This is a genomic window from Sutcliffiella horikoshii (genome assembly GCF_008180725.1).
Classification (GTDB): Bacteria; Bacillota; Bacilli; order Bacillales; family Bacillaceae_I; genus Sutcliffiella_A; species Sutcliffiella_A horikoshii_B.
Genome location: NZ_VTEV01000001.1, coordinates 315,033 through 334,444 on the forward strand (window position 1 = coordinate 315,033; position 19,412 = coordinate 334,444).

Annotated in this window: 20 protein-coding genes; all 20 read right to left on the minus strand. The window is 41.6% G+C overall.

Annotation, left to right across the window (positions count from 1 at the left end; translation table 11 throughout):
* Positions 1-14 precede the first annotated feature (14 nt).
* The gene (gene sucC, locus FZC76_RS01595; protein WP_060665881.1) at positions 15-1,175 is read right to left on the minus strand and encodes an ADP-forming succinate--CoA ligase subunit beta; all 1,161 of its coding nucleotides are present in this window, start codon (positions 1,173-1,175) and stop codon (positions 15-17) included.
* A gap of 226 nt (positions 1,176-1,401) precedes the next feature.
* Complete coding sequence (locus FZC76_RS01600; protein ID WP_148986527.1) at positions 1,402-1,698, minus strand: EscU/YscU/HrcU family type III secretion system export apparatus switch protein; 297 nt, start codon at positions 1,696-1,698, stop codon at positions 1,402-1,404.
* Positions 1,695-3,032: a hypothetical protein gene (locus FZC76_RS01605; RefSeq protein WP_148986528.1), complete on the minus strand. Its 1,338-nt coding sequence runs from the start codon at positions 3,030-3,032 to the stop codon at positions 1,695-1,697. The genes FZC76_RS01600 and FZC76_RS01605 overlap by 4 nt, the downstream gene beginning before the upstream one ends.
* A gap of 14 nt (positions 3,033-3,046) precedes the next feature.
* Positions 3,047-3,817 carry a ribonuclease HII gene (locus FZC76_RS01610; RefSeq protein WP_148986529.1) on the minus strand — a complete coding sequence of 257 codons (771 nt, stop codon included), beginning with the start codon at positions 3,815-3,817 and terminating at the stop codon, positions 3,047-3,049.
* Positions 3,818-3,872: 55 nt separating this feature from the next.
* Positions 3,873-4,730 (minus strand): ribosome biogenesis GTPase YlqF, encoded by an 858-nt coding sequence (gene ylqF, locus FZC76_RS01615; protein ID WP_148986530.1) that lies wholly within the window; start codon positions 4,728-4,730, stop codon positions 3,873-3,875.
* Positions 4,731-4,922: 192 nt separating this feature from the next.
* Complete coding sequence (gene lepB, locus FZC76_RS01620; protein ID WP_148986531.1) at positions 4,923-5,474, minus strand: signal peptidase I; 552 nt, start codon at positions 5,472-5,474, stop codon at positions 4,923-4,925.
* A 163-nt stretch (positions 5,475-5,637) separates the two neighbouring features.
* Positions 5,638-5,982, minus strand: coding sequence for a 50S ribosomal protein L19 (gene rplS, locus FZC76_RS01625; protein WP_010193413.1), 345 nt, complete (start codon positions 5,980-5,982; stop codon positions 5,638-5,640).
* Between the two features lie 121 nt (positions 5,983-6,103).
* Positions 6,104-6,853 carry a tRNA (guanosine(37)-N1)-methyltransferase TrmD gene (gene trmD, locus FZC76_RS01630; RefSeq protein WP_148986532.1) on the minus strand — a complete coding sequence of 250 codons (750 nt, stop codon included), beginning with the start codon at positions 6,851-6,853 and terminating at the stop codon, positions 6,104-6,106.
* Between the two features lies 1 nt (position 6,854).
* Positions 6,855-7,373 carry a ribosome maturation factor RimM gene (rimM, locus tag FZC76_RS01635; RefSeq protein WP_148986533.1) on the minus strand — a complete coding sequence of 173 codons (519 nt, stop codon included), beginning with the start codon at positions 7,371-7,373 and terminating at the stop codon, positions 6,855-6,857.
* Between the two features lie 110 nt (positions 7,374-7,483).
* The gene (locus tag FZC76_RS01640; protein ID WP_060665873.1) at positions 7,484-7,714 is read right to left on the minus strand and encodes a KH domain-containing protein; all 231 of its coding nucleotides are present in this window, start codon (positions 7,712-7,714) and stop codon (positions 7,484-7,486) included.
* Between the two features lie 8 nt (positions 7,715-7,722).
* Entirely contained in the window at positions 7,723-7,995 is a 273-nt protein-coding gene (gene rpsP, locus FZC76_RS01645; protein WP_148986534.1) for a 30S ribosomal protein S16, read from the minus strand.
* 118 nt (positions 7,996-8,113) lie between these two features.
* A complete protein-coding gene (ffh, locus tag FZC76_RS01650) occupies positions 8,114-9,460 on the minus strand; it encodes a signal recognition particle protein (RefSeq protein ID WP_148986535.1) in 1,347 nt (448 codons plus the stop codon).
* A 12-nt stretch (positions 9,461-9,472) separates the two neighbouring features.
* Positions 9,473-9,811 (minus strand): putative DNA-binding protein, encoded by a 339-nt coding sequence (locus FZC76_RS01655; RefSeq protein WP_148986536.1) that lies wholly within the window; start codon positions 9,809-9,811, stop codon positions 9,473-9,475.
* 592 nt (positions 9,812-10,403) lie between these two features.
* A complete protein-coding gene (gene ftsY, locus FZC76_RS01660) occupies positions 10,404-11,402 on the minus strand; it encodes a signal recognition particle-docking protein FtsY (protein WP_148986537.1) in 999 nt (332 codons plus the stop codon).
* 19 nt (positions 11,403-11,421) lie between these two features.
* A complete protein-coding gene (gene smc, locus FZC76_RS01665; RefSeq protein WP_148986538.1) occupies positions 11,422-14,988 on the minus strand; it encodes a chromosome segregation protein SMC in 3,567 nt (1,188 codons plus the stop codon).
* Between the two features lie 245 nt (positions 14,989-15,233).
* Positions 15,234-15,977, minus strand: a complete 744-nt coding sequence (gene rnc / locus FZC76_RS01670; protein ID WP_392396799.1) for a ribonuclease III — start codon at positions 15,975-15,977, stop codon at positions 15,234-15,236.
* Positions 15,978-16,208: 231 nt separating this feature from the next.
* Positions 16,209-16,442 carry an acyl carrier protein gene (acpP, locus tag FZC76_RS01675; RefSeq protein WP_010193151.1) on the minus strand — a complete coding sequence of 78 codons (234 nt, stop codon included), beginning with the start codon at positions 16,440-16,442 and terminating at the stop codon, positions 16,209-16,211.
* 256 nt (positions 16,443-16,698) lie between these two features.
* A complete protein-coding gene (gene fabG / locus FZC76_RS01680) occupies positions 16,699-17,439 on the minus strand; it encodes a 3-oxoacyl-[acyl-carrier-protein] reductase (RefSeq protein WP_148986539.1) in 741 nt (246 codons plus the stop codon).
* A complete protein-coding gene (fabD, locus tag FZC76_RS01685; RefSeq protein WP_148986540.1) occupies positions 17,432-18,388 on the minus strand; it encodes an ACP S-malonyltransferase in 957 nt (318 codons plus the stop codon). The genes fabG and fabD overlap by 8 nt, the downstream gene beginning before the upstream one ends.
* On the minus strand, positions 18,388-19,407 hold the full coding sequence (plsX, locus tag FZC76_RS01690) for a phosphate acyltransferase PlsX (RefSeq protein WP_148986541.1): 1,020 nt from the start codon (positions 19,405-19,407) through the stop codon (positions 18,388-18,390). The genes fabD and plsX overlap by 1 nt, the downstream gene beginning before the upstream one ends.
* Positions 19,408-19,412 lie beyond the last annotated feature (5 nt).

The window sequence follows — 19,412 nt, forward strand, 5'->3', positions numbered from 1 at the left end:
GTCCCCTGCCTTTCTTATCCTACTTGCGCTACGATTTTTTGTGCACCATCAGCCATGGATTCTGCTGCAACGATATTTAAGCCTGATTCACGTAAGATCTGTTTACCTAAGTCTACGTTTGTACCTTCCAAACGAACTACTAGAGGTACTTCAAGTCCAACTTGCTTCGCTGCTTCCACAACACCTGTAGCAATAATGTCACACTTCATAATTCCACCGAAAATGTTAACGAAAATACCTTTTACATTATCATCAGAAAGGATAATTTTGAAAGCTTCTGTAACTTTCTCAGCAGTAGCTCCGCCCCCAACATCTAGGAAGTTAGCAGGGTCTCCACCGTAATGCTTGATGATGTCCATAGTTGCCATCGCAAGTCCTGCACCATTAACCATGCATCCGATGTTACCATCTAGTGAGATGTAGCTTAGATCATATTTGGAAGCTTCGATTTCTTTTGCATCTTCTTCTTCCAGGTCACGATACTCAAGGATATCTTTATGACGGTATAATGCATTGGAATCGAAGTTAAGCTTTGCATCAAGTGCCATTACGTTACCATCGCCAGTTACTACTAATGGGTTGATTTCAGCGATAGAACAATCTTTTTCTACAAAAGCTGTATATAGTCCCATCATGAATTTAACTGCTTTTCCAACCAATTCTTTTGGAATATTGATATTGAACGCGATTCGGCGTGCTTGATAGCCAGTAAGACCTACAACTGGATCAATAACTTCTTTGAAGATTTTCTCTGGCGTTTGCTCTGCCACTTCTTCAATCTCTGTTCCGCCTTCTTCAGATGCCATTAATACGACACGGGAAGTTGCGCGATCTAACACTAGACCAATATAGTATTCTTTCTTAATGTCGCAACCTTCTTCAATAAGTAAGCGTTTTACTTCTTTGCCTTCAGGGCCTGTTTGATGAGTGATCAACGTTTTACCCAGGATATCCCCTGCGTATTCACGAACTTCATCTAGGTTTTTTGCAACTTTAACTCCGCCGGCTTTACCGCGGCCACCTGCGTGAATTTGCGCTTTCACAACACAAACTTCTGTTCCTAGTTCTTTTGCAGCGTCCACTGCTTCTTCTACTGTAAATGCAACGCGGCCATTTGGAACAGCTACCCCGTATTTTCTGAGGATCTCTTTTCCTTGATATTCATGGATATTCATTTCCCATCCTCCAATCTTATGTATAACAGAACATTATTTAAAAATAGACTGCGCTTTCATTTTATTAAATGCGCCATCAAATGTCTACCTTTCTGCAAAAATATTATACTATTTTCAAAAAATTAATAGATTGACATCCCATTTTGTCGAGGAAAAGGAGTCAATACGCAAAAACATGTAATATTTGACAGATTATTCAATCAATTTTCATTATGTTAAAAAACCTTCACGTGGTATTTTTCACATTCTTTTTCTCGTCTTTATGAAGGGTGTACACATAGGCCAAGATCTCGGCCACCACCTCATATAGTTCTTCAGGTATTGTTTCATTTAATTCTATTTCCATTAGTATTTCTAATAATGCCTGATCCTCCTGTATGGGGATATTATGCTTTTTAGCTTCCTCCAGAATGTTTTCAGCTATGAGCCCAGTACCTTTGGCCTGTACAACAGGTGCGACACTTTTATTCTGTTCATACTTGATGGCAACCGCTTTTTTTCTCTTTATAATGTCTTTATTCATACCCTCATGTCCACCCCTTTCTGTGGCGGGGACAAAATCGTCCTTAAATAGTCCAATGAGATCCCAGGTGTTCTTTCGGCTTTTTTCCAATCAGTTTTTATATTGCTTAAAGTATAGCCTTTATCAGACAGTTTACTTTTTAATAGATAGGTGCTTTGTTGGACAAGTGTTTCAAGTCTCGGATAGGAATGTTGAAAAGAAATACTCACTACTTTTCCTTGTACAAGCACGTCCACCATGACAGATGAAAATATTGGCAGGTCCAGTAAAAGGACAATACGGCAATATTCTGGGTCTAGGGTTTCGGTTTTTTTTTTCGAGCTTATATGTGCATACCATTCTCTTGCTTCATTTTCCAAGTTAACAGGTAGGGGGATGAAAACATGATGAAGATTTCCTTCTTCTCTTGTTAGGAGTTGAAAACTAGTCAATTTGGAAACGAGTTGATTGATGGTCGCTTTCTCCTCAGTTGTTGTTGCTTGGTTTAAATAATTCAAAAGTAGCGGCTTTAAGTGTTCCAGCTTCGCTTGTGATAACGGCTGGTCCTGCCGAACGAAATGGAATAGATCATTTTCAAAATTCAAGCCCAGTAGGGGTAGAACCTGTCTGATAAATTGCAATGCCTCTCCTTTGGTGTGAAAGGTTTTAGGAAGCTGCATGTTTTGAATGACATCCATTAGTTTTTCCTGAATCAGTGTAGGAGGTGCTGCTTTTTGAAGATGAGCTTCCACTTTGGCGAGTGTTTGCAAGGTCGTTTCCTGGTCAGAAAGGCCAGTAACCATCATTTGGAGCTTTTCAGGAATGTTGGTGAGATCATTTCGCAAAACTAGCACTTTTACCAACTCCATCGCCTTTTCCTTTAATGACGGTGGCAGGCGGTCTATCACCTCCGCCGTTTCTATTATGGTGATTAAAGGCATCTTTCCTCCTTTTTGTGCGACCAGTGCCTGTATGACCTCTTGAGTCGTTTGTGAAGGAGCAGTAGAAGATGTTGTTTGGATAGAGGGTTTAACCGTCCCATCAGAATTTTTTTCGACTTGGGAAGATAGTGGTTGATAGGAAGCTACATCTTTTTGGATAGGCACCAAGAACACTCCACGCTCTCCCTTCTGTACGGAGAACGTATATTCCTTGCCAACCACCACTTTTCCATAGATGATAGCTTGTGCAGAGATAGAACCCTTCTTAATGGAAAAAACAGCACCATTCAACTTCTCCGTTACCATTGCTCGAAGAACTCTTCCAGGTATTTGTGAAAGAGGGTCGATAGATGGTTTGCCCAACAACGAATCAATACCAATCCCCTTTGATTGGATGAACTGCAAAATGTTCATAGCTAACTCCTTTTTTAGTCAACCATTTCCTTTACGGGTGAGAATGATCGACGATGTTCTCGGGTCACCCCTACTTCTTCTAAAGCAATTAGATGTTCTCGGGTTCCGTATCCCATATTTTTGTCAAAACCATACTGTGGAAATTCACTCGCAAGTTTCTTCATATATGTGTCCCTTGTCTCTTTAGCCAACACAGAAGCGGCAGCAATGGAAATGCTTGTGGCATCCCCTTTAATGATGGATGTTTGTTCAAGTGCTATATCCAGCTTCATCGCATCAATTAAGAGATGATCAGGTGTTTCAGAAAGACTCTTCACTGCTTTTATCATTGCTAGTTTTGTTGCCTCATATATATTAACTTGGTCAATTGCTTCGGAGTCCACTAAGCCTATTCCATAACTGATAGCATGATCTTTTATGTAATGGTAAAAGTGTTCTCGTTTCTGTGGACTCAGTTTCTTGGAGTCAGTGAGTCCAGGTAAGTGAAAATTCTCTGGGAGAATGACTGCAGCCGCTACCACCGGACCTGCTAAGGGACCGCGCCCCACTTCATCTATACCGGCAATAAAACGGCGTCCACTTTGCCAAAGAGCGTGTTCATATTTTTGCATCTCTTGAAACTGCTCTACAAGTTTCTGCTCTTCCGTCCTTCTCTTTGTCCACCTTTTTAAAAGTGCTTTAACACCTTTTCGTTCATCCTCTTGGATAGATAGGAGGAAGGGATCCTCTTCACTTTCGATTCCATTGAGTATTTTCTCTATTTCTTTTATCGACTTTTTCGCCATGTTTTTTACTCCTTTACCCAAAAAAGAAAAAGGCTGCACATGTGCCAGCCTTTCTCTATAGTTTATCCGGCTTCTCCAAACTAAGTTTGCCAAGCTTCTCAGAACGGATTTCCCGTATGATGAGTTCTGCAGTCTTATCATAATCGATCAGTCCACCGCTCATCTTGCACCCGCGTTTAGAGCCGATTGCGTCAAAAAGTTCCACGATATCCTCTGGTATTTCCTCGAGACCATATCGTTCCTTCAACCTCTCTGGATAGGCGTCTGTCAGAAATCTTAATGCAAATACCGCAATGTCCTGTAGGTTGATGATTGTATCTTTAATGGCACCAGTAGTAGCTAAGCGATAGCCTACCTCCTGGTCCTCAAACTTCGGCCAAAGAATACCTGGTGTATCAAGTAATTCCAATTCCTTCCCTACTTTGACCCATTGTTGGGCCTTTGTCACACCAGGTCTGTCTCCTGTTTGAGCGATATTTTTCTTCGCCAGTCTGTTAATCAGTGTGGATTTCCCAACATTGGGTATGCCGACAATCAGTGCTCTGATTGCTCTTGGTCTAATTCCGCGAGATTGCATTTTATCAAACTTCTCTTTTAATAGCTCTTTTGATAATGTTGCAATCTGCTGAATCCCCTTACCGGTTTGAGAGTCAATGGCAATCGCTTTTGTTGATGAACCTGGGAGGTTGAAATACTCCAACCATTCGCGCGTCACCTTTGCATCTGCCATATCTGCTTTGTTTAGTAGGATGATTCTTGGTTTATTGGAGATGATTTCGTCAATCATCGGGTTTCGTGATGATACGGGAATCCGCGCGTCTACCAATTCGTAGACGATATCAATCAATTTAAGTTTTTCTGTTACTTGTCTTCGGGCTTTCGCCATGTGCCCGGGAAACCATTGTATTGTCATGAGAATTGCCTCCTGAAGTCCTTGCAAAAAAACATATATTTTTATTTCGTTATACACCGCTGTTAATTTCCGCAAATGTCTTCGCTTTCCTAGGGGCGCCGCTAGAGCCTCCTCGGCTTCGCCTGCGGGTCTCCACCTAGCGCTATCCCCCTCAGGAGTCTCCGCCTTTTGCTCCAATCAACAGCTAGGGTTCTATTTTACCATTCTTAGGTCTGATAGCGGCCAGTAGACGATATTGGTTTTACCTAATACTTCTTCTTGTGGCACTGTACCGATGTGACGGCCATCCTTGCTGAATCTGCGGTTATCTCCCATTACAAAGAGATGACCTTCTGGCACTTCTTGAAGGCCTGTCTTTTCTTCTAATGTGAAATCTTCTGTTAACAGGCCATCGGGATATTGAGCCTTATAGCTGTCCAAATAGGGCTCTTCATAGGCTTTTCCGTTGATATACAGGACATCATCCCGATATTCTACTTCGTCTCCCGGTAAGCCGATGACGCGCTTGATATAGTCTTTGTCTTCTGTTGCATGGAACACAACGATGTCAAATCGTTCTGGTTCACCAACTTTATATCCAATCTTGTTCACGATCATTCTGTCTTGATTATGAAGTGTGGGCATCATGGAATCACCATCCACCACAATCGGTGCAAAAAAGAAATAACGTATTGCTGCTGCAAGAATTACTGCGATAGCTAAGGCCTTTACCCATTCCCAAAGCTCATTTTTAGAACGTGCCATATCTGTTCCTCCGCCGTTTTCATTATGTTCTCTTATTTAACGAGAATTTATATGTAATTCTACTTCAATTATATACCTTGTTTTTGTTTAAACAAAACTATAGATATTGCGCAGCCATTTTTTTAGTAAAAAAAGAGAGCTTGTCTCCAAGCTCCCCCTTTGATTATCGAATCTCTTTGATACGCGCTTTTTTACCACGTAATGCACGTAGGTAGTAAAGTTTCGCACGACGTACTTTACCACGACGAACTACATCAATTCCCTCAATTTTAGGGGAGTGTAGTGGGAATGCACGCTCAACTCCAACACCGTAAGAGATCTTACGAACTGTGAAAGTTTCGCTGATTCCGCCGCCACGACGTTTGATTACTACTCCTTCATATACCTGAATACGCTCACGCGTTCCCTCTACAACCTTAACGTTAACACGTACAGTGTCACCAGGACGGAAAGAAGGAAGATCAGTTTTCAACTGCTCTTGAGTAATATCTTGGATTAATTTTTGCATAGTTTTCTGCTCCTTTTCCACAGATGCTCATACCATACTTATTTGATGCAGCGGAACATCGTTTTTAGACATAGCAATAGCTAAGTCACAAAGAGTATAATAGCATATTAGACAAATAAAATCAATATGCCTTATCCTCTTTTTTAATTTCTTCAAGCCACTTTTGCTGTTGATCTGTTAACGGATATTCATCGAATAAGTCAGGTCTTCTGTTCCATGTTCTTCGTATAGACTCTTTTGTTCGCCATTCTTCAATATGTGCATGATTTCCTGAAATTAAAACATCCGGCACTTTCATCCCCCGGAAATCAGCTGGTCTCGTATAATGGGGATGCTCAAGAAGGCCTGTACTAAAGCTGTCCTGTTCATGGGAAGCCGCTTTTCCTAATACATCAGGAAGTAACCGAACCACACTGTCTACAATAACCATTGAAGCAAGTTCGCCACCTGTAAGGACATAGTCCCCAATGGAGATCTCATCTGTCACAACATGTTCTCTGATTCGCTCGTCATAGCCTTCATAATGGCCGCAAATGAATATCAAGTGCTCTTCTTGTGCGAGTTCTTCCGCTTTCTTTTGAGTATAGCGTTCTCCCTGAGGACACATCAGAATAACTCTCGGCTTTTTGACAGTTTGGTTTGCCTCTGTAAGGGATGATACGGCATCAAAGATCGGTTGAGCTTTAAGCACCATTCCAGCTCCACCTCCATAAGGGTAGTCATCGACTGTCTTATGTTTATTATCCGCGTAATCTCTGAAATCGGTCACACTGTATTGAACGGCTCCTTTCTCCGCAGCTTTGTTCAAAATGGAGGACCCGAGTACACCTGTAAACATTTCCGGAAAAATGGAAAGAATATCAATCTTCATCTTAAAACAGCCCTTCTAATGGCTCTATGATAATTGTCTTCTCTTTCACATCCACTTTCTTTACTACTTGATCAATATAAGGGATTAAGATGTCCTTGCCTTTCTTGGCCTTAATGACCCATACATCATTTGCTCCTGGTGTCAGTACTTCCTTAACCGTGCCTATCTCCTCCATGGTTTCCTGAAGGATCACTTTACAGCCAACAATCTCGTGGAAGTAATATTCTCCTTCTTCCAGCTCACCTAATTGGTCTTCTGGAACTTTAACAATGGCTCCTTTGAATTTTTCCACTTCGTTTACATTATGGAATCCTTCAAATGTGAGAAGGTCAAAAGATTTATGTACCCTTCTAGATGCTACCTTAACTTCTACAGGTTCCTTTTCATTTGGCAAGAATAAGTATAGGAGATTCCCTTTTTTATAACGTTCGTCAGGAAAATCCGTTCTAGAAACCACACGAACCTCACCTTTTATCCCGTGTGTATTAACAAGCTTACCTACGTTGAACCACTTTGACATTTCATGCACCTCCACGCGCAACGCTTATCTTCTATATAAATAGAGTACCCTCAAAGAGGTTCTCTTACCTATTTAACCAAAAAGAAAAGGGGAAGCATCAAAGCCTCCCCCTACTCCATAATCTCTAATTGCACTCGTTTATTCTCGTGAGAAGCAGCAGCGAACAAGACTGTTCGGATTGCTTTTGCAATTCTACCCTGCTTGCCAATCACTTTCCCTAAATCATCTTGGTGTACAGTAAGTTGATACGTAAGAACATTACCTGTTTCTTTTTCCGTAACCACTACATTTTCTGGATGATCTACTAACGACGTCACAATTGTTTGGATTAGTTCTGTCATTTTGCCTCTTACTTACCTAATTTGGCATTGTGGAATTTTTCCATAATACCTTCGTTAGAGAAAAGGTTACGAACTGTGTCAGAAGGCTTCGCGCCATCTTGTAACCATTTAAGAGCTAATTCTTCATTGATTTTAACTTCAGCTGGCTGCATTACTGGGTTGTAAGTTCCAACTGTTTCAATGAAACGTCCATCACGAGGAGAACGAGAATCTGCTACTACAATACGATAGAATGGGGATTTTTTAGAACCCATACGTTTTAAACGAATTTTTACTGCCATTTAATATAGCACCTCCGAAAATATTTCACACAAGATAGTATGATAACAAGTAGTTACTTGTTTGTAAAGTGTTTTTTCTTGTCACTTTATTTATTAAGAGAAAAAATGCTGTGGATACTTACATGAAAGGAAATTTGAAGCCGCCTTTTTTGCCTTTTCCTTTTTGCATGCTTGTCATCTGTTTCATCATTTTTTTCATCTCTTCAAATTGTTTAAGTAGACGGTTTACTTCCTGAATAGGTCGTCCACTACCTTTTGCTATCCGCTTTTTGCGGCTCGCATTAATTAAATCTGGATTATCTTTCTCCGCTTTTGTCATGGATTGGATAATTGCCTCAACGTGACCAATCTGCTTTTCATCCACCTGGACATTTTTTAAGCCTTTCATCTTGTTGGCTCCAGGTATCATTCCGAGAATTTCATCAAGAGGCCCCATGTTTCTCACTTGGCCAAGCTGTTCCAGGAAATCATCAAACGTAAAGTTCATCGTACGCAGTTTCTGTTCAAGCTCTTTCGCTTTCTCTTCGTCTACATTTGATTGTGCTTTCTCAATAAGAGTAAGCACATCTCCCATACCTAAAATACGAGAGGCCATACGTTCAGGGTGAAAAGGCTCGATGGCATCCAATTTTTCTCCCATACCAATGAACTTAATCGGGGTATTGGTTACCGCCTTAACGGATAATGCAGCTCCACCTCTGGTATCTCCATCAAGTTTTGTTAACACAACGCCAGTCAAGCCAAGCTGTTCATTGAAGCTTTGCGCCACATTTACAGCATCTTGACCTGTCATTGCATCGACTACAAGGAAGATTTCATCGGGGTTTGATATTTCTTTCACCTGTTTTAACTCGTCCATTAGTGTTTCATCTACGTGCAAACGTCCTGCGGTATCAATAAGCACATAGTCATGATGCTCATCTTTCGCTTTTTGGATAGCTTGCTTTGCAATTTCAACGGGACTAACCTTATCTCCTAGAGAGAAAACAGGCATGCTGAGTTGTTTTCCAAGTGTTTCAAGCTGTTTAATGGCTGCCGGTCGGTAAATATCGGCTGCAACTAGAAGTGGCTTTCTATTGTGCTTTTTGCGCAATAGGTTTGCAAGCTTACCTGTTGTCGTCGTTTTACCTGCACCTTGTAGACCTACCATCATGATGACGGTCGGCGGTCGGCTGCTCACTGCAATTTTACTTTGCTCTCCGCCCATAAGTGCGGTGAGTTCTTCTTTTACCACTTTAATTACTTGCTGACCGGGTGTAAGACTTTTCATGACTTCTTGTCCAACTGCACGTTCATTCACGCGTTTTACAAAGTCTTTCACTACTTTGAAGTTAACATCCGCTTCAAGTAAAGCGAGTCGAACTTCACGCATCATTTCTTTAACGTCTTGTTCGCTTACCTTACCTTTTCCACGAATCTTCTGTATCGTATTTTGCAAACGGTCGGCTAAACCTTCAAATGCCATGTATGCCGCCCCCTAATCTAATTTCTCAAGCGACTCAATCAGCGCTAAAAGAGTCTGGCCGTTAAACGGAGTTTCCGCCTTTTCGACTTCGTCCTTCATCTGCTGCACAAGCGACTGCCGCTCTTGAAACTTTTGAAATAACAAAAGCTTTTCTTCATATTGCTCAAGCATCTGTTCTGTACGTTTTATGTTATCATACACTGCTTGACGACTTATGTTATATTCCTCTGCTATCTCACCAAGGGAGTGATCATCTAAGTAATACAAAGACATATAGCTTCGTTGCTTTGGTGTTAACAACGACTGATAGAAATCATAGAGATAGTTCATTCTCGTTGTTTTTTCAAGCATCCTCTTCACTCTCCCTTGTTAAGTGAAATGCCTTTACAATAGCTTAGTTTACAGGTTGGGATGGGGAATGTCAAGTTTTTTTCTTGACCTGTGAGAATAGCGGGGTAAATGAAAATCAAACAATAAACCTTGGGTTCTTTAATCTTTTGAAACTTTATTTGGTTGGTTGACCGCCGCTGTTCCTTTCCGCAATTGGCTTCGCTTTCCGCGGGACGGTGCTTGAGCCTCCTCACTTCGTTGCGGGGTCTCAATCTTCCGTTACTCCCCCGCTGGAGTCTCCGCCATTTGCTCCAATCCACAGCTGAAAATTATGAGAACGAAATGATAGTTCTTTTTCATTTAATTCCGTTAGATGAAATCTCATAAGCCCTTCAATAAATGAGGTCACCTTGTTGATTGGAGTGGAAGGCGCGGAGACGCCCGCGGGAGGAAGGGACAGGTGAGACCCCACAGGCTGTAAGCCGAGGAGGCTCACGGACCGCCCGCAGGCAAGCGAAGCGCCTGGAACGGAAATCAACAGTTTCATATTTTATCTTGTTTTTTAAAAAAACCGCCCGTCAGATTAGAGGGGCGGCAAGTGGTAGTACGTTTTTTAGCTTTCTTGTGCTTCTTCTTTTTCCATCATATCTGCAAACAATCCGTACACATATTGCTCTGCATTAAATTCTTGCAAATCTTCTGCTTTTTCCCCTAAACCAACAAACTTGACCGGAATTTTCATTTCATTTCGGATCGCTAGAACGATACCGCCTTTCGCAGTACCGTCAAGCTTAGTTAAAACGATACCCGTAACATTCGTCGCTTCAGAAAAGATCTTCGCTTGGCTTAATGCATTCTGGCCAGTCGTTGCATCCAGTACAAGCAGGACTTCATGCGGTGCACCTGGTACCTCACGCTCGATCACACGCTTCACCTTTTCAAGTTCCTTCATTAAATTGACCTTGTTTTGAAGACGGCCTGCTGTATCACAAAGGAGAACATCCACTTGGCGCGCTTTAGCTGCTTGGAGGGCATCATACATAACAGCTGCTGGGTCTGAACCCTCTGATTGCTTAATCACATCCACACCAACACGCTCGCCCCATACTTCAAGCTGGTCAATAGCACCGGCACGGAATGTATCTCCTGCTGCAAGAAGCACGCTCTTTCCTTCTTGCTTCAGTTTCTTAGCTATTTTGCCTATAGAAGTAGTTTTCCCTACGCCGTTTACACCTACCACGAGAACAACCGTTAAGCCGCCTTGTTGAAAGTTGATGGTTGGAGACACGTCATCTCCAGCTTGATAGATCTCCACCAACTTTTCGGAAATGACACTTTGAACCTCACGAGGATCTTGGATATTGCGTCGTTTCACTTCCATTCGAAGCTCATCAATCAATTCCATCACGGTGTTAACGCCAACATCCGCTCCAATTAGGATTTCCTCCAGTTCTTCAAAGAAATCCTCGTCGACTTTGCGGTAGCGAGCAACAAGGTCATTTACTTTACCAGAAAAGGAATCGCGGGTTTTCGTTAATCCTTCTCTGAATTTTTCTGTTACGGATTCTGTTTGAGTGGTAAGCTTTTCTTTCAATTTTTTAAAGAAACTCATTTTCTCATTCTCTTCCTCTCTATTTAACAAGTTCTTTGGATTCTTCTAACCGGACAGAGACCAATTTGGAAACGCCGGATTCTTGCATCGTCACCCCATAAAGAACGTCACTAAATTCCATCGTTCCCTTACGGTGTGTGATGACGATGAATTGGGTTTCTTCACTGAACTGTTTTAAGTATTGGGCAAAACGGTGTACGTTTGCTTCATCAAGCGCAGCTTCTACTTCATCAAGAATGCAGAACGGAACAGGTCTTACTTTTAATATGGAGAACAACAGGGCTATTGCCGTTAACGCTCTTTCTCCTCCAGACAAGAGTCCGAGGTTCTGCAGTTTTTTACCAGGCGGTTGTGCCACAATATCTACGCCGGTATTTAGCATATCGGAAGGATCTGTTAACACAAGATCCGCTCTTCCCCCGCCGAATAGAGAACGAAACACATCGTGAAAGTGTGCGCGTATATTCGTGAAGGTTGTCTCAAAACGCTTTTTCATTTCTTCATCCATTTCACCGATTACTTGGAACAAGGTATCTTTTGCTTCTTGAAGATCGTCTTTTTGCTCCTTAAGGAATATATATCGTTCGCTTACTCGATCATATTCCTCTATTGCAGCGATATTGACTGTGCCAAGCTCCTCAATGGCAAGCTTGATTAACTTTACTTTTTTACGTGCTTCTTCGATCTCTATTTCAAGTGGATAATCTTCTTTTGCTGCTTCAAAGGACAGCATATACTCTTCCCTTAAATGGTGAAGTCTATTATCTAATTCTACATCCAAGCGGTTCATTTTCACTTCTTCCGCCTTTAGAACTTCCGTAAGTTGTTTATACTGTCTTTTTAAATCTTTTAGTTGAAGCTCTTCTCGTTCTACCTTTTCGTAGTAAGAAAGCCTTTGGGCACGGCGTTCTGCAATGAGTTTCATCGTGGTGTTTTTGTCTTGTAATTTTTCAGCTGCAGCCCATTCCAGCTTTTGTTCACCTGATGAATTATCATTCATTTCACTTTGTAAAAGAGATAAGTCTTCCTTAATATCATTTAATCTTTCTGTAGCTTGTTCAAGATCTGTTTCGATAGTAGTCACTTTTTCCGTTTGGTTCGTAAGCTTTTCTTTTTTACTCGCATAATCCACTTTGAGTTGAGTAAGCTCGTTTTGCACGGTCTCCTTGTTTGCATGTTGCTCCAACTTTAAGGAATTTAGTTTTGAAATCTCTTTGTCAAGAGCAGCAATTTGCATTCCTACCGTCTTCAGCTCGGCATCTAGCTTTGCTTTTTTGTTCACAGCATCCTTCATGGAAATAGTGAGCTGTTGCTTTTCATAGTCATATAAACTTAAATGTTCATTGACGTTTTTCTCTTCTAGTTCCACTTCCCGAAGAAGACTTGAAACCTGCTGTTCCCTATACCTTAGTTCCTCGCCAACTCCCTTTAACTCAACAACTTGAGACTCTTTCTCTTCTATTTTTTTCTTAAGTGTTTTTACCTGATCTTCAAGCAAGGTTGTTTTATTTTCCATCTCTTCTAGCTTTGCTGAAATGGAATCAAGCTCACGCCCCCTACTTAAGAGGGAATTAGATTTTTGTTTGACAGCTCCTCCTGTCATGGAGCCGCCAGGGTTAACTACATCCCCTTCTAATGTCACGATGCGGAAGCGATGCTGAAGGATACCTGCCAATGCGTTGGCTCCTTTAAGGTCTTTTGCAATGACAATGGTACCCAAGAGATTATGGACAATATTTTCATAGGCTGAGTCGAACTCCACAAGAGCAGATGCGATTCCTATAAAAGCTTCATGTTGACTAATCTGGTTCACTTGATAGTCTGATAATGTCCTAGGCTTCATGACCGTCATTGGTAAGAAAGTAGCACGGCCAAAACCGTTCTTTTTCAAGTATTGGATGGATGCTCTCGCATTTTGTTCGTTATCCACAACGATATGCTGTGTCGCACTTCCAAGGGCAATCTCTATTGCCGTCTCCACATCTTGGTTCACTTGGATAAGTTCTGCAACTGCCCCTTTTATTCCAGTAAGCCTATTTTCATCCCTAGCTTTCAGGATTTCCTTAACACCTTGAAAGAATCCTGTAAAATCCCCTTGCATCGTTTCAAGCATTTCTTTTCTCGCACGTGTTTGTTGTAAGAATTGGTATGCTTGATACAAGGTTGTTTCTTTTTTCTGATAGGACTGTTTAAATTGCTCCAAATTGGCTTGTTCAGCTCTGTAACGGTCTATCGTTTGATTCAGCTCTTTTTGAACCTGTTTATGGTCGGAGAAAACTTTTTCCTTCTTCTGTTGTGTATTAGCCCGAAGATCGACATATTTTCTGTTTCCCTCGTCAAGACGGGTTACTTTCATGCCTTCTTGTTTTTCTTGCTGCTCGAGATAGGAGATTTCATTACGAACAGATGCCTGTTTATTTAAAAGTTCAATATAGTCACTTTTTAATGCATCAATTTTCTCTTCAATATTTTGATCAAATTGCTCGTTAATTACCTGTTTTTCCTTGAGTTGATGCTCTGTTAATACCAATTCTTGACGAAGGGTATCCAAAAGTTGTTTTTCGCTTTCCAACCTTTGCTTTTGAACTTTGATAAATTCTGCAAGCTCCACTGATGAATTTTCTAATTGGGCACGGTTTGTCGTAGCGTTCTTCTTACGCTCCTTCAGAACTTCTTTTCGTCCTTCTAGTTTTTCCAGTTCCGAACTCGCCACTAAAAGGGCTTGTTGCAAGGAGTCAATGGACTCATCCAAAGCAGCCACTTGGTCCTTATATTTTTCAAGTGTTGCCTCTTTTTGGCTTAGTTCAGAAGATAGGACTAGCTCTTTTTCGGTGCTGCTTTTGACTTCCAGAGAATTTTGTTCCCATTTTTGATGAAGCTCTTCAATTTCGTGTACTGTGACGCCTACTTCAATCTGCTCAAGCTCTTCTTTCTTCTCCAGGTAATCTTTGGCAATGGAAGCCTGTATTTGCAATGGCTCCACTTGCCCTTCCAGCTCATGTAAAATATCCGATACCCTGTTAAGATTCTCTTGAGTATCCATAAGTTTACTTTCCGCTTTCTTTTTTCTGGATTTATATTTGAGAACGCCAGCTGCTTCTTCAAAAATACTTCGGCGCTCTTCTGATTTACTGCTGAGTATTTCTTCCACTTTCCCTTGACTGATGATGGAAAAGGCTTCCTTTCCAAGACCAGAATCCATGAAAAGGTCCACGATGTCCTTAAGTCTGCACGTTTGTTTATTAATCAGGAATTCACTGTCACCCGATCTTAGGGCCCTTCTAGTAACACTCACTTCCATATAATCAATTGGCAGGATTCGATTACTGTTATCTAGGGTCAGAGTAACCTCTGCCATATTTAACGCTCTTCTGCTATCACTGCCGGCAAAAATGATGTCTTCCATTTTGGAACCGCGAAGGGATTTGGCTGACTGTTCTCCAAGCACCCATCTGATGGCATCAATAATATTACTTTTTCCGCTTCCGTTCGGACCTACGACGGCTGTGACACCTGGTACGAAATCAACGGATATTTTTTCAGCAAACGACTTAAACCCTACTACTTCCAATCGTTTGAGGTACATATTCCTCACCTCATTTAGTTTCATAATCTTTTAAACGCAGCAGTTAATTTCCGCAAATGGCTTCGCTTTCCGCGGGGCGACCTTGAGCCTCCTCACAAAGCTTCAACGGTCTCAACATTGTCGCTATCCTCCCGCTGGAGTCTCCGCCTTTTGCTCCAATCACCAGCTAGAATTGTTTATTATTTATGTAACAGAAAAGTAAGCGATCCTTGAGGTATTTTGAAACACCGTTGGATCGCCTATCTTCATTTTCTGACTTTTTTTAGTTTCTGCAGAGCGAACTGGGCCGCATGTTGTTCGGCTTCTTTTTTTGAACGGCCAACTCCAATTCCCATCTCTTCTTTATTCAGGGAAACCTTAGACACAAATTCACGGTTGTGGGCCGGGCCTTTTTCTTCTAGCACTTCATACTCAATTACTCCAAGTGCATTGCGTTGTATCATCTCTTGCAGTTGACTCTTGAAATCCATCACATGAGAAAAAGCACCTTCATTAATTTTGGGATATACATACTTTTCAAGGAAAGTGAACACGGTTTCTAGGCCAAGGTCCAGATACACCGCGCCAATGAATGCCTCAAATACATCAGCAAGCAGCGCTGGTCTAGCTCTTCCGCCTGTAATTTCTTCTCCCTTACCAAGCAGTACATATTGACCGAACGAAAGATCATTGGCAAATGAAACCAAAGAGGGTTCGCATACAATAGACGCCCTTAGTTTTGTTAATTGACCTTCACTCATCATTGGATATTTCTTATATAAGAATTGAGAAATGGTCAACTCTAAAACGGCGTCACCCAAAAATTCCAAACGCTCATTGTCCTCGTACGGTTTTCTGCGATGCTCATTCACATAGGATGAATGGGTGAAAGCTTGATATAAAAGTTTCTCATTATGAAACTTAACTCCTATTTTCTCTTGAAGCATAGCAAAATTCTTTTTGGTTGCTTCGTTTTTCATTTCATTTATTCTACTTCTGTTTCTGGTCATGTAAAGGAGCCTCCAACATACAATCTTCTTTCACTAAGATGGCAACGTTCTTCTATTTGATGATGAAAGTTGTATAACATTACTATTTTAACAAATTATTTAGACGATACAAATAGCAACTTGACCGAAATTATATAAATTCGGTTATCTTTTATTGCTATAAGCCAATTCCTCGGTTTATTATTCCCATAAAAACAAAAAGTCCCACCTTAGTGGGACAATCAAAAAAGATTAAGCGTTTGCTTTTATGTAGTTTACCGCATCGGCAACTGTTGTAATGTTTTCTGCTTCGTCGTCTGAAATTTCCATATCAAACTCGTCTTCAAGCTCCATTACTAGTTCAACTACATCAAGAGAGTCAGCACCCAAATCGTCCTTGAATTTGGAGTCAAGGTTCACCTCAGACTCGTCTACACCTAAACGATCAACAATGATCTTTGTTACACGCTCTAATACATCTGCCATAACTTTCACCTCCCCTCAAGTATTATAGTGAATTTGGTTTTAAAAAACTAGTGTTTGTTGTTTTTAAGAACTCCCTGATGACTAAATAGTAAGTTCCGTAAAACGCCGCTGTTGATTTTCGCGAACGGCTTCGCTTTCCGCGGGACGCTGCTGCAGCCTCCTCGGCAAGCCTGCGGGGTCTCCACCAAGCGTTTCCCCCCGCAGGAGTCTACGCCTTTCGCTACAATCACCAGCTATAAATCATCTAAAACATAGATTACATCACCATTCCGCCGTCTACGTGGAGGGTTTGGCCGGTGATGTAGGCACTTTTTTCGGAAGCAAGGAAAGATACGACAGAGGCAATGTCTTTAGCTTCTCCGAATCTTCCAAGCGGGATTTGTTTGAGCATTTCTGCCTTCACTTCTTCTGTCAATTTATCCGTCATATCCGTTGTGATGAATCCTGGGGCTATTGCATTTACGGTGATATGGCGAGAAGCTAACTCGCGTGCCGTTGATTTAGTAAGACCAATCACACCTGCTTTTGCTGCTACGTAGTTTGCTTGCCCTGCATTCCCCATTACACCAACAATGGACGCAATGTTGATGATACGTCCAGATCGTTGTTTCATCATTTGACGGGTTACTGCTTTTGTTGCATTGAATACACCTTTAAGATTGATGTTGATCACATCATCCCACTCGTCTTCCTTCATACGCATAAGAAGGTTATCGCGGGTAATACCGGCATTATTCACAAGAATATCTATTGTACCAAACTGAGTGAGCGCTTCTTTCATCATTGCTTGTACGTCTTCCATGTTTCCAACATTACAACGTACTGCTATAGCCTCACTACCCATTTCTTTAATAGCTTCCACTACTTCGTAAGCCTTTGCTTCGCTTCCTGAATAGTTAACAACTACATTTGCACCTTGCTTTGCTAATTCAAGTGCAACGGCACGGCCAATTCCGCGGGACGCCCCTGTGACAACAGCTGTTTTTCCTTTAAGCATTTGTAGAGTCCTCCCCTTTAAAGTGATCAATTGCTTTTTGTAGTGTTTCTTTATCGTAAACTGGAATCGTTGTTGCTCTGCGATTCACTTTTTTGATGAGACCTGATAAAACTTTACCCGGCCCTACTTCAACAAATGTATCGACTCCAAGTTCTATCAATTTCTCTACAGATTGTTCCCATCGAACAGGTGAGTAGAGCTGCTCCACAAGCTTCACAGGAATCTCTGAAGCGCTTCTCATTTCATTCGCATCCACATTTGCAATGACAGGTATTGTTGCGTCATTAATAGAAATGGAGGACAGAGTATCTTCAAGTTTAGAAGCTGCCGGTTTCATTAAACTGGAGTGGAAAGGTCCGCTAACTACGAGAGGAATTACTCTTTTAGCGCCTTTTTCCTTCGCTTTTTCAGTTGCTAGTGACACACCTTGTGCGGAACCAGATATGACAATCTGACCTGGACAATTTAAGTTTGCAAGTTGAACAGGTCCAGCTTCAGTGGATGCCTCTTCACAAGCTTCTTTCAATAAGCTTTCTTCAAGACCAAGCACCGCAGCCATGGAACCAACACCAGCTGGAACTGCTTCTTCCATATATTTTCCGCGCATATGGACAGTATAAACAGCATCTTCAAAGCTGATGGCTTCTGCCGCTACAAGAGCAGAGTATTCACCAAGGCTATGTCCTGCCGTATAGTCCGCATTAATACCTGCTTGTTTAAGCATTTGCAAGATAGCAATGCTCGATGTCAGAAGCGCCGGCTGTGCATTGTATGTCAGCGTGAGCTCTTCTTGAGGCCCTTCAAACATTAAAGAAGATAGTTTGTAGCCTAATTTCTCGTCCGCTGTTTCAATTACCGTTTGAACTTCTTTATATTCAGTGGCTAATTCCTGAGCCATGCCAACAATTTGTGAGCCTTGTCCAGGAAAAACAAATGCAACCTTCCCCATTATTCTCCCCCGTTCTCTTGTTTAGTCACAAACTCCATTTTTTCGATAGTCCGCGCAATGGTACCAACCATATCTTTTTGTAGCATTTCGCGTGTTTGACGTATGGCATTGTAAACAGCATTGTCATCTGAAGAGCCATGGGCCTTGACAACTGGCGCCTTTAAGCCAAATAGAGCCGCCCCACCATATTCGGAGTAGTCCATTTTTGTTTTGATCGTTTTAAGTTTCGGCTTCAAGACTGCTGCTGCAAGCTTGCTTTTCAAATCACTTGTCAGCGCATCTTTTAACATATCAAAGACAGAAAGTGCGGTTCCTTCAATGGCTTTTAGCGTGATATTTCCGGTAAACCCGTCTGTTACCACTACATCTGCTACACCGTTCAAGAGGTCCCTTGCCTCAACATTTCCGATAAAATGTACCGCATTGGATTCTTTGATATATTCAAAAGCAGCTTTGGCCAGTTCATTCCCTTTTTTATCTTCTGTTCCTACATTCAATAAACCTACTCGAGGTGCCTTTACACCACGGACCTTTTCTGCATAAATGGATGCCATTAATGCATATTGGAATAAATGTTCAGGTTTCGCATCCGCATTTGCACCTACATCCAACATGACGAACCCATTGCCGTCAACGGTCGGTAAAGTCGGTGATAGCGCAGGACGTTCGATTCCTTTTATACGGCCGACAATCAATAGCCCTGCCGTCATTAGTGCCCCGGTATTACCTGCTGAAATGCAAGCATCTGCTCTTCCCTCTTTCACTTCTTTAGCCATCAGGACCATCGAGGAGTTTTTCTTGCGGCGTACAGCTCTGACCGGTTCCTCATCTCCTGAGATTACCTCATCTGTATGTAAAATCGTTATTTGTTTTTCATTCGTTAAGTATGGTCGAATCTTATTTTCATCCCCAACAAGGGTAAAGGTAACATCACTATATTTTTCAACAGCTTTCATGACACCTTCTACAATAGACTTTGGTGCATGATCGCCACCCATTGCATCAATGGCAATTCTCATTATTA

What these genes read in the sequence shown, in the direction of transcription:
- sucC (WP_060665881.1), bottom strand. Translation starts at nt 1,175, where the DNA reads ATGAATATCCATGAATATCAAGGAAAAGAGATCCTCAGAAAATACGGG.
- FZC76_RS01600 (WP_148986527.1), bottom strand. Translation starts at nt 1,698, where the DNA reads ATGAATAAAGACATTATAAAGAGAAAAAAAGCGGTTGCCATCAAGTAT.
- FZC76_RS01605 (WP_148986528.1), bottom strand. Translation starts at nt 3,032, where the DNA reads ATGAACATTTTGCAGTTCATCCAATCAAAGGGGATTGGTATTGATTCG.
- FZC76_RS01610 (WP_148986529.1), bottom strand. Translation starts at nt 3,817, where the DNA reads ATGGCGAAAAAGTCGATAAAAGAAATAGAGAAAATACTCAATGGAATC.
- ylqF (WP_148986530.1), bottom strand. Translation starts at nt 4,730, where the DNA reads ATGACAATACAATGGTTTCCCGGGCACATGGCGAAAGCCCGAAGACAA.
- lepB (WP_148986531.1), bottom strand. Translation starts at nt 5,474, where the DNA reads ATGGCACGTTCTAAAAATGAGCTTTGGGAATGGGTAAAGGCCTTAGCT.
- rplS (WP_010193413.1), bottom strand. Translation starts at nt 5,982, where the DNA reads ATGCAAAAATTAATCCAAGATATTACTCAAGAGCAGTTGAAAACTGAT.
- trmD (WP_148986532.1), bottom strand. Translation starts at nt 6,853, where the DNA reads ATGAAGATTGATATTCTTTCCATTTTTCCGGAAATGTTTACAGGTGTA.
- rimM (WP_148986533.1), bottom strand. Translation starts at nt 7,373, where the DNA reads ATGTCAAAGTGGTTCAACGTAGGTAAGCTTGTTAATACACACGGGATA.
- FZC76_RS01640 (WP_060665873.1), bottom strand. Translation starts at nt 7,714, where the DNA reads ATGACAGAACTAATCCAAACAATTGTGACGTCGTTAGTAGATCATCCA.
- rpsP (WP_148986534.1), bottom strand. Translation starts at nt 7,995, where the DNA reads ATGGCAGTAAAAATTCGTTTAAAACGTATGGGTTCTAAAAAATCCCCA.
- ffh (WP_148986535.1), bottom strand. Translation starts at nt 9,460, where the DNA reads ATGGCATTTGAAGGTTTAGCCGACCGTTTGCAAAATACGATACAGAAG.
- FZC76_RS01655 (WP_148986536.1), bottom strand. Translation starts at nt 9,811, where the DNA reads ATGCTTGAAAAAACAACGAGAATGAACTATCTCTATGATTTCTATCAG.
- ftsY (WP_148986537.1), bottom strand. Translation starts at nt 11,402, where the DNA reads ATGAGTTTCTTTAAAAAATTGAAAGAAAAGCTTACCACTCAAACAGAA.
- smc (WP_148986538.1), bottom strand. Translation starts at nt 14,988, where the DNA reads ATGTACCTCAAACGATTGGAAGTAGTAGGGTTTAAGTCGTTTGCTGAA.
- rnc (WP_392396799.1), bottom strand. Translation starts at nt 15,977, where the DNA reads ATGACCAGAAACAGAAGTAGAATAAATGAAATGAAAAACGAAGCAACC.
- acpP (WP_010193151.1), bottom strand. Translation starts at nt 16,442, where the DNA reads ATGGCAGATGTATTAGAGCGTGTAACAAAGATCATTGTTGATCGTTTA.
- fabG (WP_148986539.1), bottom strand. Translation starts at nt 17,439, where the DNA reads ATGCTTAAAGGAAAAACAGCTGTTGTCACAGGGGCGTCCCGCGGAATT.
- fabD (WP_148986540.1), bottom strand. Translation starts at nt 18,388, where the DNA reads ATGGGGAAGGTTGCATTTGTTTTTCCTGGACAAGGCTCACAAATTGTT.
- plsX (WP_148986541.1), bottom strand. Translation starts at nt 19,407, where the DNA reads ATGAGAATTGCCATTGATGCAATGGGTGGCGATCATGCACCAAAGTCT.